The following is a 15,746-nucleotide window of genomic DNA, read 5'->3' on the forward strand; positions in this document are numbered from 1 at the left end:
TTTTTGTGGGTGAGGTTTGGACTTAGAAGCTGTACTTGGCGGTCAGCATCAGGTTGCGTGGGGCACCGTAGGTGTCGCCGCCGTACTGCGTGGAGGTGGAAATCGACGAATAATATTTTTTGTCGAAGACGTTGTTGGCATTGAGCTGCAGGTCCAGGTTCTCGTTCACCGCATAGCCTGCCATCAGGCTGGTGAGTGCGTAGGCGCCTTGCTTGAGGCGGTAGCTGCTGCCGCCGTCCAGCGGTATGTCGTTGTACATTCGGCTCTGCCAGGACAGGTTGCCGCCCACTCGCAGCTTCTCCAGTGGCCCTTGGAAGCGGTAGACGGTGGAAAGCTTGAACAGGTGCTCCGGCATATCGGTATCGAAGCGCTGGTTCTCGTTCTGCGGGTTGGCGGCATCCTTCAAGGTGTGCACGCGGGCGTAGGTATAGCCTGCTCCGAGCTGCCAGTTTTCGGTCAGCGCGCCTTGCAGTTCCAGATCGATGCCCTGGCTGCGGACTTCGCCTGACGCCACGCTGCAGTTTTGTTGATCGGAGCAGTTCAGACGGTCGGCACCGGTCACGTTGACGGCGCGGTTTTCCTGATCGATACGAAACAGTGCCGCGCTGGCGTTCAAAGCGCCGTCGAAGTATTCCCCCTTGATCCCCACCTCGTAGTTCTTGCCGACGATCGGTTTGATTGGGCTTCCGGAAGTGTCCTTGTTGCTCTGCGGTGTAAAGATATCGCTATAGCTGACGTAGACCGAGTGATGGTCATCCAGGTCATAGATCAGCCCGGCGTAGCGTGTGACGTTGCGGGTGACCTTGTAGTCGGCCTCCGAGCTTTCCTTGTCGTCATAATCGTACCAATCCAGGCGCCCGCCGAGGATCAGCTTCAGCGGGTCGGCCAGGCTCAGGCGAGTGGTCATGTAGACGCCATCCTGACTGGTTACCGCGCGTGAACTGGAGATACGCGTGAAATCCGGTTTGCCGCCATCGACCGGCCAGGAAGAAAAGTTGTACGGATCATAGTCGTCGCTGGTCATGTCGTAGATGCGTTTGCTCGCACCGATGACCAGTTCATGAGTTCGCCCAAATGCTTGAAAAGGGCCACTGGCGAAAGCGTCCAGACCTGTCTGCCGCTCATCATTCTTTGTTTGGTAAACGGTTCGTTCTAGGCGCCTATCTGCCTTGAAACGAGACTGGTAAGAGCCTGAAAACAACGCATTCTGCTTGGCATAACTGCCGTTGAACTGCAGCTTCCAATCATTGGCCAACTGATGACGCAATTCGGCGAACAGCGTGTTGGTTTCCTGCTCCTTGTTTTCCCAATCGGTGCCCGGGTTGTAGGAGCGCGGCAGATCCTGGTGACGACCGTCGAGGCCTACCAGCGAGGCGCCCCAGAAATTGTTGGTCTTGTCCTTCTGATGGGAAAAGCCGACGGCCAGGGTGGTGTCGTCGCTCAGATCCGCCTCGGTGATGGCGTAAAGCAGGCCATGATCCTCCTCGGCACCATCGATGTAGCTGTTGGCATCGCGGTAGGAGGTCACTACCCGGCCGCGCAGGGTACCGCTTTCGTTGAGCGGGCTGGAGGCGTCGACCTCGCCACGGTAATCGTCCCAGCTACCGGCTGCGCCGGTGAGGGTGACGCGCTGATCGCCTAGCGGACGCTTGCGCACCATATTGACCGCTGCCGAGGGGTTGCCTGCACCGGTGACCAGGCCGGTGGCGCCACGCACGATCTCCACCCGGTCGAACATCGCCAGGTTCGGTTGCACGCCCACATTCACGCCGTTGTAGCCGCTGGGAATGCCGTCATACATCAGGTTGTCGATCTCGAAACCGCGGGCGTAATAGGTTTGGCGGCCGGGGCCGCTGGCGTAGCTGAGAAATACCCCGGGGGTGGCATCAATGGCGTCATTGATGCTGGTCATGCCCATGTCATCCATGCGCTGGCGCGTGATCACGGTTACCGCCTGAGGTGTTTCACGCATGGTCATGGGCAGCTTGGTGGCGGTGGACATGGCGCCTGTGGTGTAGGAACGCGAGCCTTCGGTGGTGCTGCCCAACTGGGTGTTGGTGATTTCGGTGGCGCCCAGTTCCAGCACGTTGCCCGCCGCGCTTTGATGCGCCTCGCCCTGTTGGGCCAGGGCCGGGGTCATGGTGGCCATGCAGATGGCCAGAGCCAGATGATTGCGGGGCGCAGCAAGGCAGCGAGGTGGCGTGAGGCGCGACATGGAAGAGCTCCTGATAGTCGATTGGTGGGCGTTATGATTGTGATAATCATTATTATTATATCTCCATAATTTGTCGGAAGGACAAAGCGTGTCATGCCAATTTATTCGACTGATCAAGGGGTTAACGGTCAGGAAACAACAAGCGCCAGCTAGCCGGCGTATTGAAAGGAGGCAGAAAAATGAATGTCGGACCCACGGGCGGCGATTCGAAACCTGTGCTGAGGCCCGCGCGGGTCACTGATTTACCGGCCATCTACCGCGGCGAGCTGGGTTATATCCGCCAATGGGAGCCGCAGCACGAACACGCCTGGCAGATGGCTGCCGAGCAGAACCTTTTACAGTGGGTCGAGAACTTCGAGCGACTGATCGTCGCCTGTGTCGAGGACCAGCTCGTCGGTTATTCGCTATGGAGCGATGAGCAGGGGGAGGCGGAGCTGTGCACCCTGCATGTCAGCCAGGCATACCGGCGAAGGGGGATCGGCCAGGTGCTGGTCGATGCCTATGTCGCGGAGGCGAGGCAGGCGGGGTTCACTGCCCTGAGCCTGCACGTGCGCAGCGATAACCCGGCCCGGCGGCTCTACGAGCGGGCCGGGTTCGCTGAAGTCGGGGCCAATGCCCACGGCTACCTGCGCTATGAACGGCAGGCAGCGGTTTAGCGGCTTGCGGATGTCGGCGCTGGCGCCTGCGGTTTGAGCGGCCGGGTGCGCGGCAGCATCGCGGTGGCCAGGCCCAGCAATGGCAGGAACGACACCAGGTGGTAGACCCAGACGATGCCGTGCACGTCGGCCAGCTCGCCGAGCCCGGCAGCGCCGATACCGCCGATGCCGAACATCAGGCCGAACATCAGCCCGGACACCATGCCGACGCGCCCGGGCACCGCTTCCTGGGCGTAAACCACCAGGGCCGCGAACGCCGAGGACATCACCAGGCCGATCATGATCGCCAGCACCGCCGTCGCCGTGGCGCCAACATAGGGCAGGGCCAGGGCGAAGGGCGCCACGCCCATGAAGGATATCCAGATCACTGCCTTGCGGCCGATGCGGTCGCCCACCGGGCCGCCGGCGAAGGTGCCGAGCGCCACCGCGGCGAGAAAGATGAACAGGTAGATCTGGCTCTGCTGAACGCTCATGGCGAAGCGCTCGATCAGGTAGAAAGTGAAGAAGTTGGTGAACGCGGCGATGTACACGAACTTGGCGAACATCAGCACGCAGATCACCGCGATCGCCTGGATCACCTGGGCGCGATCCAGACCAGCCGCCTGGTTGGTGGCCAGGCTTTTCAGCTTCGCCTGGCCGTGATGGACGCTCCAGACGGTGAGGCGGCAGAGCACGAAGATCGCCAGGGCGGCGGCGAGCATGAACCAGGCGATGGCGTGCTGGCCGTAGGGAATGACGATGGCGGCGGCCAGCAGCGGGCCCAGGGCCGAGCCCGAGTTGCCGCCGACCTGAAAGGTCGACTGCGCGGTACCGAAACGCCCGCCGGAGGCCATCCGCGCGATACGCGAAGCCTCGGGGTGAAAGGTCGCCGAACCCACGCCGACTACCGCCGCCGACAGCAACAGCATCTCGTAGCTGTTGGCGAAGGCCAGCAGGGCGATGCCGATAAAGGTCATCAGCATGCCCGAGGGCAGCAGGTAGGGCTTGGGGTGCTTGTCGGTGTACATGCCGATCCAGGGTTGCAGCAGCGAGGCGGTGATCTGGTAGACCAGGCCGATCCAGCCGATCTGCGCGAAGCTCAGCGAGAACTGGGTCTTGAGCATGGGGTAGACGGCCGGCATTACCGCCTGAATCAGGTCGTTGAGCAGGTGCGAGAACGCGGCGGCGCCCACCACCGGCAGCAGAAAGCCATGGGGCTGGGCGGACGGGGCGGCAGTATCGAGTTGGGGTGTGGTGGTTTTCATACGCAAGGCTTCGAGTGGCTGGCGGGCCTGCTGGCATCCGGGTGCCAGCCCGGCCAGATGGCGGGACAGGGCGCCAAGCTTACGGGCGCCGGCCGCGCCTGTCTCGCCTGATTCGGCAAGGGGTTAAACTTACGCGCCGCCGCGCCGGGCGACTGTTGCACAGCCATCCATCAGCGGCGAGGGCCCATGCACAACGAAAACAGTCAGCAGCGAGCACGTCGTCGGTACGGCGCATGCGTAATCCGTAGCGGCGCATTGGCTGGCCGATGAGCGCCCCAGCGGCGCCGTTGCGCACGCCCGATGGTCGTTATCTGATCGTCAGGGGCAGGCTGTGGCGCTTGTCCAATCCCGCGCTGGGCGATTCGCAGCGCCAGGCACTGGTCGACTCACTCATGACTGCCCGGCGTCAGGTGAAGGCTGCCAAGGCCGCGGACGACAGCGACGCGCTCAGGCTGGCGCGAACCCAAGTGCAGGCCGCCAAGGTCGCGCTGGGTGAGCGAGGGCCGGTGTGGTGGGACGATGGCGCGCCGGACTATAACCGCCGCCTGGTCGGCAACAGCCCCTACGCTGACTGGTTCGATGCCCTCCAGCGCGAAGGTGGCGCAGCCCATCTTTCAGCCCCCAGTTGAAGGTGGAATTGCTCGCCTGTCGGGCTGGGCGTTGCGCTTATCTGGGCGTACGCTGTGCGCGCGGCTTGGCGGCGGATTTTCCTGTGCACAGATCAGTGTCGCGAGCGCATGCGGAGCAACGGGGGTGATGTGATGGCACGACGGCAAACAGAGAACGACGGACGTGCATGATACCGGTCGACGCCAGTTCGACCTGCCTTTGGCGACTGGCAACCCCCGACGCCTGGTGATCGCGGCAGTGATTTTCATGTGCGGCGTGCTGCTGCTGTCGACCGCCTTGCACGTGCGTTGGGACAGGTCCCAGGCCGTGGCAAAGAGTACCGAGGCCATGCAGACCCTGGCAGCGGCGCTCAACGGCCAGGCCGAGTCGACCTTTCGTATCGCCGATACCGTGCTGACCGCACTGATTTCCATGCACCGCTCCGGCGGGCACGGCGCGGCTAATATTGGCGAATTGAATCAGGTGGCCAGAACCCAGATACGCGAACTGGGCGAGCTCGATGGTCTGTACATGTCCGATGCCCAGGGGCAGTACTTTCTCGCCACCAATGCCAACCCGCATACGCTCAACAATGCCGATCGCCGCTATTTCCAGCACCACCGCCAGGGGCCGGACGACGGGCTGTACATCGGTCAGCCGATCAAGGGCAAGACTACCGGACAGTGGGTCATTACCCTGTCGAGGGGTATCTATGGCGACGATGGCAGCTTTCAGGGGGTTGCCCTGGCCACGCTCAACGTCGAGCGCTTCAGCGGCCTGTATCGTTCGCTGCCGCTCGGCGAGCAGGGCATCGTGGTGCTGGCCAAGCGCGACGGCACCATCCTCGCCCGTTCCGAGAGCAATGCGCAGACCTACCTGACCAATATTTCCCAGAGCCCGATGCTCCAGGCCATCAACCAGGGAACGCCCAAGGGCGCGGTCACCCTCACTGCCATCGTCGACGGCGTGCGGCGCATCTACGGCTTCGACGCCAGCCCCAAGTACCCGGTGCTGGTGGCGGTGGCAATGCCCGAGCAGGAGGCACTGGCTGCCTGGCAGCAGCGTGCCTGGGCGATAGGGGGCTTTGCCCTGGCGGCAGTGCTGGGTGTGGCCATCATGGGCATGCTGGTGTTGCGCGCACTGGGCAAGCAGTCCGCGATGGCGATCGAACTGCGTGCGGCGCACCAGTCGCTGGCCAGCGCCAACTCCACCCTGAGAACCCTCGCCACGGAAGACGGCCTGACCGGCCTGGCCAATCGCCGGCACCTCGACGACTATCTGGCGAGCGCCTTTCGCCGTGCCCGGAACGAGGCCATGCCGCTGGCCTTCGCCTTGGTCGATGTCGACTTTTTCAAGGGTTACAACGATGCCTACGGGCACCTGCGGGGTGATCAGGCACTGATCGAAATCTGCAAGGCGATGCGTGCGCGGGTGCGCCGCGAGGGCGACCTGGTGGCCCGCTACGGCGGCGAGGAAATGGCCATCGTGCTGCCTGACGTGGCAGCCGAGCAGGCACTGACCATGGCCGAACAGGTGCGTGAAGCGGTGCAGGGCCTGGGCATCGAACACCGCCAGTCGGCCTACGACCAGGTCACCGTGAGCATCGGCGTGGTTGCCGGGGTACCTGGTGTGGACTTCGACGATGCCGAGGCCATGGTGGCGGCCGCCGACAGGGCGCTCTACGCAGCCAAGGGCGGCGGCCGCAACCGCGTGGTGCTGGCGGCGCGGCAACATTCAGACACCGGGCAACTGGCCGAGATGCCTTGAACAGCGCCGCGCGGGGGCGTGTCAGATTCAGCATCTGTCGGCTGCGCTGAGCTCGAGGCTTATGAGAATTGCCTGTCTGGGATGGGGATCGCTGATCTGGAAACCTGGTGTGCTGCCGGTTGACGCCCACTGGCGCCGTGATGGCCCCGACCTGCCTATCGACTTCGCCCGCGAGTCGGACGGTGGCGAGCTGGCGACCGTGATCTGCAGTACCGCCCCGATGAGCCGGGTAATGTGGTCACTGCTACGTACCGATTCGATGGCCTGCGCCCGCGAGCTGCTGCGCCAGCGTGAAAAGATCCCGTCTTCCCAGCCACGCTCGATCGGTGGCGTGATGCGGGGTGTCGCTGCTGACCCACGGCTTGCGTATGCCGAGACGATTGCCCTCTGGGCTCGGGCCCAGGGCCTGGATGGCGTGGTGTGGACAGCGCTGCCGCCACGTTTCGCCGGGGAAAATGGGCGCATCCCGGGTGTCGCGCAGGCCCTGCAATACCTGCAAACTTTGTCGGAGGATCGCCGGCGTCACGCCGAGCTCTATGTGCGGGCTACCCCGCGCTTCGTGGCCACGGCGCTACGCGAGGCACTGGAGCAGCAGCTCGGCTGGCTGCCCGATGCAAGCGCTGCGCCGCTGCTGCGCGCCCGGCAGGGGGCGCCGAGGCCCGGTTGCAGCCGGCGGCGCTCACCAGTGGCTGGCGGTCGCCTGCCTCGCTAGAGGCCGTCAGGAGCGCGCCGGCCCCGCCTCGACCTGCTCGCGCAGCAGCTGCAGGTAGCGGCGCGCGCCAAGGCCCAGCGGGCGGCTCTTGTACCAGATCACATCGACCCACAGGCGGATCTGGCTGGCCATGTTGTCGAACTTCACCGCCGCCAGCACCCCTGAGTCGATCATCGGCTGCACCAGTGGATGGGGCAGGTAGGCCCAGCCCATGCCGGCCTGCACCAGGCCGAGGGTGGCCATGTAGCTATCGGTCAGCCACACCCGGTGGGAGAGCACGATCTGCGGCTCCGAGGCCTTGGGGTCGTCACTGGCCACCACGATCTGGCGGGTATCGGCCATCTGCCCAGCGTCCAGCCGTTTGCCTTCACTGTCGAATGGGTAGCCCGGCGCCGCCACCGCGGTGAGCAGCTGGCTACCGGCCTCGGCAAAGGCTTCGCGTTCGTCGATGCCGGGACGCTCGAACATCAGCGCCACGTGCGCACTGCCGTCATGAATCATGCGCACCGCATCGGTCTGCGCGGCCGAGCGGATCTCGATTTCCAGGGTCGGAAATTCCCGTGCCAGGGTGGTCAGTGGCCGGCTCCAGGCGCCGGTCTGCAGCTCCGGCGCCATGGCCAGCACCAGGCGCCGCTCCAGGCCCTTGTGCAGCTGCAGGGCGTGGGCATCGAGCAGGTTCAACTGGCTGGCCACCTGCCGGGCCTGGGGCTCCAGGGCGCGGGCAGCCGGCGTGGGCAGTGCCTTGCGGGTAGAACGATCGAAAAGGATCAGGTCGAGCTCGGCCTCCAGCTGGGATACCGCCATGTTCACCGCCGAGGGCACCCGGCCCAGGGCGCGAGCGGCCGCGGAAAACGAGCCATGGTCGATAACGGCGAGAAACACCCGCAGCGATTCACTGGTGAAAACCATGATTGTCAGTTTTCCTGATAACAGTTGTCTTTTTGTATCAGATTTATGCGCCTAGCATCCAGCCCATCGCAACCCGTGTGCATGAGGTGGGTATGTTCAAGGCAATCGCAGGTCAGGTCGCGTTGGTCAGTGGTGCCGGTAGCGAGAGCGGCATCGGCATGGCTATCGCGCGTCGGCTCGGCGCCGCTGGCGTGAAGCTGATCGTCACCGCAAGCAGTGCGCGCATCGCCTACCGGGTGGCCGAGTTGCGCGCCGCTGGTTTCGAAGCCGAAGGCTGTGCGGTGGACCTCACCGACGAAGCGCAGACTCAGGCTTTCGCCGATTGGGCCGAGGCACTCTGGGGGCGCATCGACATCCTCGTCAACAACGCCGGTATGGCCCTGCAGGGCAGCCCCGAGCCCTTCGTCGAAGTCTCGAAGATGAGCCTCGATGTCTGGAATCTCTCCATTTCCCGCAACCTGACCACCGCCTTCCTGCTTACCCGTGCCGTGCTACCGGGCATGCAACAGCGCGGTTATGGCCGCGTGGTGCACGTCAGCTCGGTGACCGGCACCCGCGTCGGCAACCCCGGGGAGGCCGGCTACAGCGCGGCCAAGGCCGGGATGGTCGGCCTCAACCTGTCGCTGGCCCTGGAAGTGGCCGGGCAGGGCATCACCGTGAACTCCGTCGCGCCGGGCTGGATTGCCACTGCAGCCAGCCTGCCGGAAGAAGTACGTGCCGCTGCCTACGTGCCGGTGGGGCGCGCCGGCCATCCCGAAGAAGTCGCCGCTGCGGTGGCTTTCCTGGCGTCTCCCGAAGCCAGCTACATCACCGGTGAAACGCTGGTGATTGATGGCGGTAACAGTTTGATCGAGAACAAGGCGCCCTGAGCAGGCCGTGTGAAAACTACTGCGCTCGGTCAGGCGGCGTTAAAAACCGGCTCAAAATGCTCATTTACAGCTCGTAAACTGCGCTTTTTCGCCGATTTTCGCCTTGCCTGCCCTTCGCTCGCCACGTATTCACACGGCCTGCTGCCAGCCCTTCCTTTTTACCTCTCAAGCGGCCTGCGGGCCGAGGAGTGAACCGATGCAACCTGTCGTTCTGATTACCGGTGCTCTGGGCGGTATCGGCCAGGCCATGTGCGAGCGTTTCGCAGCGGGCGGCTGGGCGGTGTTCGGCACCGACCTGGACGCCAGCGCACTCGCCGCCCTGCAAGCCGAGGGCAAGCTTGCCGGCGCCCAGGCTGCGGACATCCGCAAGCCCGATGCCTGCCGCGAGGTGGTCGCCGCGCTGCTGGCCAGCCGCGGCCGCCTGGACGCCCTGATCAACTGTGCCGGGGTATGGCGCGAAGGGCCGGTGGAGTCGTTCAGCGAAGAGGACTTTGACATCGTGCTGGACGTCAACCTCAAGGCCACCTTCTTCATGTGCTCGGCCAGCATCCCGGCGCTGCGTCAGAGCAAGGGCGCCATCGTCAACATCTCCAGTGACGCCGGCCGCCAGGGCAACCGCAATGCCGCTGCCTACTGCGCCAGCAAGGGCGCGGTGACCCTCATGACCAAGGCCCTGGCACTGGACCTGGCCCCCGATGGGGTGCGCTGCAACAGCCTGTCTCCGGGCGATGTGCAGACCCCGATGCTCAGGTTCCAGGCCGAGCGCTACGGCAATGGCGACACCGCCGCCTATTACCAGGAGCTGCTGGCCAAGTACCCGCAAGGCGAGGCGGCGCGCTTTATCCAGCCCGGCGAAGTGGCCGACCTGGCGTTCTTTCTGTGCCAGAGCGGTGCGCGGTCGATCACCGGCGCCGACCTGGCCATCGACTGCGGTGTGTCGGCCGGCAACTGACAGGCCATTGAAAAACGTGGGCGAGGCAGCCAGTGCAAGGCCTGGGCGGCCCCACAAAAACAGCCGAAAAAGCGGAGTGTACGAGCTGTACATGAGCATTTTGACTGGGCTCGCAATCGAGGCTGTTTTTAACGCAGCAATGGCAACGTAGGTAGTTTTTCAACGGCCTGCTAAGTGTTGCGCTGACCCAATTGACAACAACAGGAGCCTTCCCATGTACCCGAGTGGCATCAATGATAAAGCCTTGGAAACCTTCGCCGCCCGTGAGCGCGAGCATTTCCTGCAACGCAACCCGAAATCCGTCGAGCTGGCCAAGCGCGCGCGCAAGTCCCTGTTCGGCGGCGTCCCCATGCACTGGATGAGCGACTGGTCGATGCCCAGCTCGCTGTTCGTCAGCCATGCCAAGGGCGCGCGCTTCCATGACGTCGACGGCCACGAGTACATCGACTTCTGCCTGGGCGACACCGGCAGCATGTTCGGTCATTCGCCGGATCCGATAGCCAAGGCCATCGCCGAGCAGGGCGCCAACGGCCTGACCACCATGCTGCCCGGCGAAGACGCGATCATCGCCGGCGAACTGCTCGCCGAGCGCTTCGGCCTGCCGTTCTGGCAGGTGGCGACCACCGCCACCGACGCCAACCGCTTCGTGATTCGCTGGGCCCGTGCGATCACCAACCGCAAGGTGCTGCTGGTGTTCGACGGCTGTTACCACGGCACCGTCGACGACGTGATGGTGCGCTGCAAGGAAGGCCGCACCGTGCACCGCGGCGGCCTGATCGGTCAGGCCCGCAATCTGGCCAAGACCAGCCGCGCCGTGCCGTTCAACGATGTCGCCACGCTCGAAGCGGCGCTCGCCCAGGGTGACGTGGCAGCGATTCTCTGCGAACCGGCGATGACCAATATCGGCATGGTATTGCCCGAGCCGGGCTTCATGGACAAGGTCCGCGAGTTGAGCAAGCAGTACGGCAGCCTGCTGATCATCGATGAAACCCACACCATCTCCACCGGTGCCGGCGGCTGCACCAAAGCCTGGAACCTCAAACCGGACTTCATCACCCTCGGCAAGCCGATCGCCGGCGGCGTGCCGTGCTCGGTATACGGTTGCAGCCACGAAATGGCCCAGGCCATGCGCCTGGCCCAGCAACACGCCAGCGAAACCAGCAGCGGCCATGGCCACAGCGGCATGGGCACCACGCTGTCGGCAAACGCCCTGGCCATGCGCTGCATGCGGGTGAACCTCGAACAGGTGATGACGCCCGCGGCCTACGATCACATGTTGCCGCTGGCCGCACGCCTGGCCGACGGCCTGCGCGGGCTGATCAGCAAGCATGGCCTGAACTGGTCAGTGACCGAGCTGGGTGCGCGCTGCGAATTCCAGTTCTGCGCCACCTCGCCGAAAACCGGTGCCGAGGCCGAAGCGGCCTTCCATGACAGCCTGCAGATGGCCCTGCACCTGTACCTGATCAACCGTGGCATCCTCATCACGCCGTTCCACAACATGACCCTGTGCTGCCCGGACACCACTGCCGCCGACGTCGACACGCTGCTCGCCACCCTCGATGAAGGGCTGACCGAGCTGCTGGCGATCCCAGGTGCCCGTGCCTGACCAATCGACCGGCCTGGTCCTGGAGATCACGCCGGTGTTTCCCGCAATCCCTTACGAGTACTGATCATGCAATTCGCCGACATCCAGGAAGCCCGCGACTTTCTCGCCGCCCACCCCGAGGTGCGCAGCATCGAGCTGATGCTGATCGATGCCAACGGCATTCCGCGTGGCAAGCTGCTGCACCGTGAAGAGCTGCTGGCGATCTACCAGAATGGCCGCCCGCTGCCCAGCTCGATCCTGGCCCTGACCATGCAGGGGGAAGACGTCGAAGCCACCGGCCTGGTCTGGGAAGTGGCCGACGCCGACTGCTGGACCTACCCGCTGCCCGGCAGCCTTACCCTGCAGCCCTGGCGCAGCACGCCCACCGGGCAGTTGCAGGTAAGCATGCACCCGACCCAGGGGCTGCCGGCTGCCCCGGCCGATCCGCGCCACGCCCTGGTGCGGGTGATCGAGCGCCTCAAGGCCGACGGCTTGCATCCGGTGATGGCCGTGGAACTGGAGTTCTACCTGCTCGACAAGCAGCGCGACGCCAACGGCCGCCCGCAACCGGCGGTGCAGATGAACGGCGTGCGCCCCGAGGCTCCGCAGGTGTACGGCGTGTACGAGCTGGAGCAGGTGCAGCCGTTCCTCGACGACCTGTACGCGGCCTGCGAAGCCCAGGGCCTACCGGTACGCACGGCGATTTCCGAATACGCGCCGGGCCAGCTCGAGCTGACCCTGGAGCACCGTTTTGACGCGCTGCAAGCCGTCGACGAGGGCATTCGCTACAAGCGCCTGGTCAAGGGCGTGGCCAACAAGCATGGGTTGCAGGCCTGCTTCATGGCCAAGCCGTTCGGCGATCTGGCCGGCAGCGGCATGCACATGCACGTCAGCCTGGCCGATGAGCAGGGCAACAACCTGTACGCCAGTGAAGACCCGCAGGGCACACCGCTGCTGCGTCACTCCATCGGCGGCATGATGGCCACGCTGCTCGATTCGCTGGCGATCTTCTGCCCCAACGCCAACTCGTTCCGCCGCTTCCAGGCCAACAGTTATGCGCCACTGGCCAAGAGCTGGGGGGTGAACAACCGCACCGTGTCGTTCCGCGTGCCAGGTGGCCCGGCCGTCAGCCGTCATATCGAACATCGCATCTGTGGCGCCGACGCCAACCCCTACCTGGCGGCCGCGGCGATTCTCGCCGGCATCCACCACGGTATTCGCGAACAGATCGACCCGGGCGCCGCCATCGTCGGCAACGGCTACGAACAGGCCACCGAATTCCTGCCCACCGATTGGCTCACCGCACTGCGCGCCCTGGAAGGATCGAGCTGGGCTCGCCAAGCCCTGGGCGAGGAGTTCCTCAAGGTATTCCTGGCGATCAAGAAAACCGAGTACAGGCAGTTCATGGGCGAGGTCGGCGAGCAGGACTGGCGCTGGTACCTGAACCACGCCTGAGTACGATAGCCGGGTGACCCGGATTATGGGGCGGCGGCGTCAGAAGCTGGCAGGCAAGGGCAGGGCGGTGGTCGACTTGATGCGTTCCATGGCGAAGCTGGAGCTGACGTCGGCGATGCCGGGAATCCCGATCAGCCGCTTGTAAACGGCGTCGTAGCCTTCGATGTCCGGCACCACCACGCGCAGCAGGTAATCGGTCACCCCGGCCAGCCGGTAGAAGTCCACCACCTCGTCGATGGCGGCCACCTTCTGGTGGAACTGCTTGAGCCAGTCGGCATTGTGCTGATTGGTGCGCACGAAGGCGAATACCGTGACCGGTACACCGACCTGGCGCGGCTCGAGCAGCGCCACGCGGGCGCGGATCACCTTGCTTTCCTCGAGCTTCTGGATGCGCCGCCAGCAGGCGGTGTTGCTCAGGCCCACGCGCTCGGCCAGCTCGCCCAGGGCGAGAGTGCAGTCGTGCTGCAGGAGACCGAGGATGGCGTGGTCGAACTTGTCCATGATGTGCCCCGTTAAGATGATCGTGGAATAAGAAAAGCACGCGATCGGATAATCATGGAAATATTTTTCATGATTATGGCCTTTGATGGAATGCAGTTGCGTATTTGCCTGCTGCTGGCCGCCAAATATCAAATTATTTCTTGCGGCCTTCTCTTAGCATATTCGCTCTGACCCGCCGTTACGGACGGCACCTCTTCGACCCGCAAGGCCGTTATCCCATGACAGAGCGCTATTTCGACTACGCCGCCACCACGCCTATCGACGATGGCGTAATCCAGGACATGCTGGCCCATATGGGGCGCGAGACCAACTTCGGCAATCCGGCGTCGGCCTCGCATTCGTTCGGCCAGCGCGCGCGCCGCGCGGTGGAAAAGGCGCGCCGGCAGGTCGCCGAACTGGTCGGTACCAGCGCCGACAACCTGGTGTGGACATCCGGTGCCACCGAATCCAACAACCTGGCGCTCAAGGGCGTGGCGGCCGCGGCGCAGGGGCGCCGGCATATCGTCACCAGCAGCCTGGAACACAAGGCGGTGCTGGATACCGCCCGGCAGCTGGAGCTCGACGGCTTCGAGGTGACTTGGCTGCAGCCGGACGGCGAGGGCCTGATCCAGCCCGAGGCCGTGGCGGCGGCGTTGCGTGACGACACCCTGCTGGTGTCACTGATGTGCGTCAACAACGAGCTGGGCACCCTCACCGATATCGCCGCGATTGGCCCGCTGGTGCGGCAGCGCGGTGCGCTGTTTCATGTGGACGCCGCCCAGGCCACCGGCAAGGTGGTGATCGACCTGGCCAGCCTGGCGGTGGACCTGATGTCGTTCTCGGCGCACAAGACGTATGGCCCCAAAGGCATCGGCGCGCTCTACGTGGGTGAGCGCGCGCGTGGGCTGATCCAGGCGCAGATCCATGGTGGCGGCCATGAGCAGGGGCTGCGCTCCGGCACCCTGGCTACCCACCAGATCGTCGGCATGGGCAGTGCGTTCGCACGGGCGGGCGAGGTGATGGAAGAGGAAAACCGGCGTATCGCCGGGCTCGCCGAGCAGCTTCGCGAAGGCCTGTCGAGCCTGCCCTGCGTGCGTCTCAACGGTTGTGCCAGGCAGCGGGTACCGCACACCCTCAACCTGTGCATCGACCACCCCTGGTTCAACGTCGAGAGCCTCAGCGGCAGCCTGGCGTTCTCCTCCACCTCGGCGTGCAATTCGGCCAGCAGCGCGCCTTCCCACGTGCTGCTGGCGCTGGGGCTGGACGCTACCCAGGCGTATCGCAGCATCCGCCTGAGCCTGGGGCGCTACACCACCCTCGAGGATGTCGAGGCGGCCATCGAGGCCATTCGCCAGTGCTTGCCGCAGTAGGCGGTTTACAGGCCAACCAGTAGCAGGTTGCGCGCTGCGTTTGAGCATGGCTTTGCTTCGTGGCGTCCGTTGCGTTGTCGGCGCAAGAGCGGCAGTTAACATGAGCGGCAATATTCACGAAACTTTTGCGGCCTGGCCCATTTGCGGTGGCGTAGCAGGGTGCGACGCATTGGCGCAGGTGAATCCAAGCGGGCTTATCGAGTAGCCTTGCGCTGGTGTTTTCGCAGCGGCAGTAGGAGTCGACATTGAGTCACAAGGGTAAAGCGGTTCTGTGGGGCAGCGCGGGCTTGAGTCTGTTGCTGCTGGTTGTCGCGCTGCGGCTGTTCTTCGTCTGGGCGACCACCTTGCCGCTCGACGCGCCGGTGCGCCTCGACAAGGGTGAAACCGTCGAGTTGCCGGTCAAGGTGCGCACGCTCGAGTTCGACACCCTGGCCGTTGTGTTCTCCACGGGCGAGCTGCCGCTGTTCACGGTGCGCAAGCTGTCCGGCGGGCCGATCTGGGAGAACGAGCAATGGGTCGAGTACCCGCCGGCGCCCTTGACCCTGGCCTGGAAGCTGCTGTCTCCGGCCGGCGAACTAGTGTCCGCAGGGCAGGGTTCGCTGGGCGACGAGCTGACCAGCTATGGCAGCGACGAGATCACCCGCGCGGTGGCGCGCATCCCCATGCAACCGGGTGATTACCGGCTGCAGGTGCAGGTGCTCGACCCCGATGCGCGCTTTGGCGAAGTCGCCACCCGGCTGGTTTTCGTGGCCCCCGGCAAGGGCCGAACCTGGGAGACCGGCGTGGCCTGGTGGGGATCGGTGCTCTCCGGCGTGCTGCTGATTCCGCTGGTGATCATCTGCGGCCTGCTGACCCTGCATCACTTCATCCGCTGGCGCTACGGCGCGCCCTCGGCGGACTGAGCCATTGGCGGGCGTTGCCCG

15 protein-coding genes are annotated in these 15,746 nt (G+C 64.6%); 11 read left to right on the top strand and 4 right to left on the bottom strand.

The window, feature by feature from the left end; translation table 11 throughout:
• Nucleotides 1-22: 22 nt before the first annotated feature.
• Nucleotides 23-2,215 carry a TonB-dependent siderophore receptor gene (locus BM154_RS10040; RefSeq protein WP_074882816.1) on the bottom strand — a complete coding sequence of 731 codons (2,193 nt, stop codon included), beginning with the start codon at nt 2,213-2,215 and terminating at the stop codon, nt 23-25.
• Nucleotides 2,216-2,394: 179 nt separating this feature from the next.
• On the opposite strand from BM154_RS10040, the gene BM154_RS10045 reads away from it, so the two are divergent.
• A complete protein-coding gene (locus BM154_RS10045) occupies nt 2,395-2,871 on the top strand; it encodes a GNAT family N-acetyltransferase (RefSeq protein ID WP_074882818.1) in 477 nt (158 codons plus the stop codon).
• On the opposite strand, the gene BM154_RS10050 is transcribed toward BM154_RS10045, so the two are convergent.
• A complete protein-coding gene (locus BM154_RS10050) occupies nt 2,868-4,115 on the bottom strand; it encodes an MFS transporter (protein WP_074882819.1) in 1,248 nt (415 codons plus the stop codon). The genes BM154_RS10045 and BM154_RS10050 overlap by 4 nt on opposite strands.
• Nucleotides 4,116-4,381: 266 nt before the next feature.
• On the opposite strand from BM154_RS10050, the gene BM154_RS10055 reads away from it, so the two are divergent.
• From BM154_RS10055 to BM154_RS10065, 3 genes are all read left to right on the top strand, one after another.
• On the top strand, nt 4,382-4,744 hold the full coding sequence (locus BM154_RS10055; RefSeq protein ID WP_074882820.1) for a hypothetical protein: 363 nt from the start codon (nt 4,382-4,384) through the stop codon (nt 4,742-4,744).
• Nucleotides 4,745-4,907: 163 nt separating this feature from the next.
• Nucleotides 4,908-6,491: a sensor domain-containing diguanylate cyclase gene (locus BM154_RS10060; RefSeq protein WP_074882822.1), complete on the top strand. Its 1,584-nt coding sequence runs from the start codon at nt 4,908-4,910 to the stop codon at nt 6,489-6,491.
• Nucleotides 6,492-6,600: 109 nt separating this feature from the next.
• Nucleotides 6,601-7,203 carry a hypothetical protein gene (locus BM154_RS10065; protein WP_208609430.1) on the top strand — a complete coding sequence of 201 codons (603 nt, stop codon included), beginning with the start codon at nt 6,601-6,603 and terminating at the stop codon, nt 7,201-7,203.
• A gap of 6 nt (nt 7,204-7,209) precedes the next feature.
• Here BM154_RS10065 and BM154_RS10070 read toward each other — a convergent pair whose 3' ends face one another.
• Nucleotides 7,210-8,112 carry a LysR family transcriptional regulator gene (locus BM154_RS10070; RefSeq protein ID WP_074882826.1) on the bottom strand — a complete coding sequence of 301 codons (903 nt, stop codon included), beginning with the start codon at nt 8,110-8,112 and terminating at the stop codon, nt 7,210-7,212.
• Between the two features lie 92 nt (nt 8,113-8,204).
• On the opposite strand from BM154_RS10070, the gene BM154_RS10075 reads away from it, so the two are divergent.
• The 5 genes from BM154_RS10075 to BM154_RS10090 all read left to right on the top strand — a co-directional run bounded on the left by BM154_RS10075 (nt 8,205) and on the right by BM154_RS10090 (nt 12,973).
• A complete protein-coding gene (locus BM154_RS10075) occupies nt 8,205-8,981 on the top strand; it encodes an SDR family NAD(P)-dependent oxidoreductase (RefSeq protein WP_074882828.1) in 777 nt (258 codons plus the stop codon).
• Between the two features lie 9 nt (nt 8,982-8,990).
• Nucleotides 8,991-9,173 carry a hypothetical protein gene (locus BM154_RS24285; RefSeq protein WP_170286252.1) on the top strand — a complete coding sequence of 61 codons (183 nt, stop codon included), beginning with the start codon at nt 8,991-8,993 and terminating at the stop codon, nt 9,171-9,173.
• A gap of 4 nt (nt 9,174-9,177) precedes the next feature.
• Nucleotides 9,178-9,933 carry an SDR family NAD(P)-dependent oxidoreductase gene (locus BM154_RS10080; protein ID WP_074882830.1) on the top strand — a complete coding sequence of 252 codons (756 nt, stop codon included), beginning with the start codon at nt 9,178-9,180 and terminating at the stop codon, nt 9,931-9,933.
• A gap of 214 nt (nt 9,934-10,147) precedes the next feature.
• Nucleotides 10,148-11,539, top strand: coding sequence for an aspartate aminotransferase family protein (locus BM154_RS10085; protein ID WP_074882832.1), 1,392 nt, complete (start codon nt 10,148-10,150; stop codon nt 11,537-11,539).
• 66 nt (nt 11,540-11,605) lie between these two features.
• The gene (locus BM154_RS10090) at nt 11,606-12,973 is read left to right on the top strand and encodes a glutamine synthetase family protein (RefSeq protein WP_074882834.1); all 1,368 of its coding nucleotides are present in this window, start codon (nt 11,606-11,608) and stop codon (nt 12,971-12,973) included.
• A 39-nt stretch (nt 12,974-13,012) separates the two neighbouring features.
• On the opposite strand, the gene BM154_RS10095 is transcribed toward BM154_RS10090, so the two are convergent.
• Complete coding sequence (locus BM154_RS10095) at nt 13,013-13,474, bottom strand: Lrp/AsnC family transcriptional regulator (protein ID WP_074882836.1); 462 nt, start codon at nt 13,472-13,474, stop codon at nt 13,013-13,015.
• A gap of 218 nt (nt 13,475-13,692) precedes the next feature.
• Here BM154_RS10095 and BM154_RS10100 point away from each other — a divergent pair, with 218 nt between their 5' ends.
• Both BM154_RS10100 and BM154_RS10105 read left to right on the top strand, forming a co-directional pair.
• Nucleotides 13,693-14,823 carry a cysteine desulfurase family protein gene (locus BM154_RS10100; protein WP_074882838.1) on the top strand — a complete coding sequence of 377 codons (1,131 nt, stop codon included), beginning with the start codon at nt 13,693-13,695 and terminating at the stop codon, nt 14,821-14,823.
• A gap of 245 nt (nt 14,824-15,068) precedes the next feature.
• Nucleotides 15,069-15,725, top strand: a complete 657-nt coding sequence (locus BM154_RS10105; RefSeq protein WP_074882839.1) for a hypothetical protein — start codon at nt 15,069-15,071, stop codon at nt 15,723-15,725.
• The last annotated feature ends 21 nt before the right edge of the window (nt 15,726-15,746 follow it).

It is taken from the genome of Phytopseudomonas argentinensis, from assembly GCF_900113905.1.
Taxonomy (GTDB): domain Bacteria; phylum Pseudomonadota; class Gammaproteobacteria; order Pseudomonadales; family Pseudomonadaceae; genus Aquipseudomonas; species Aquipseudomonas argentinensis.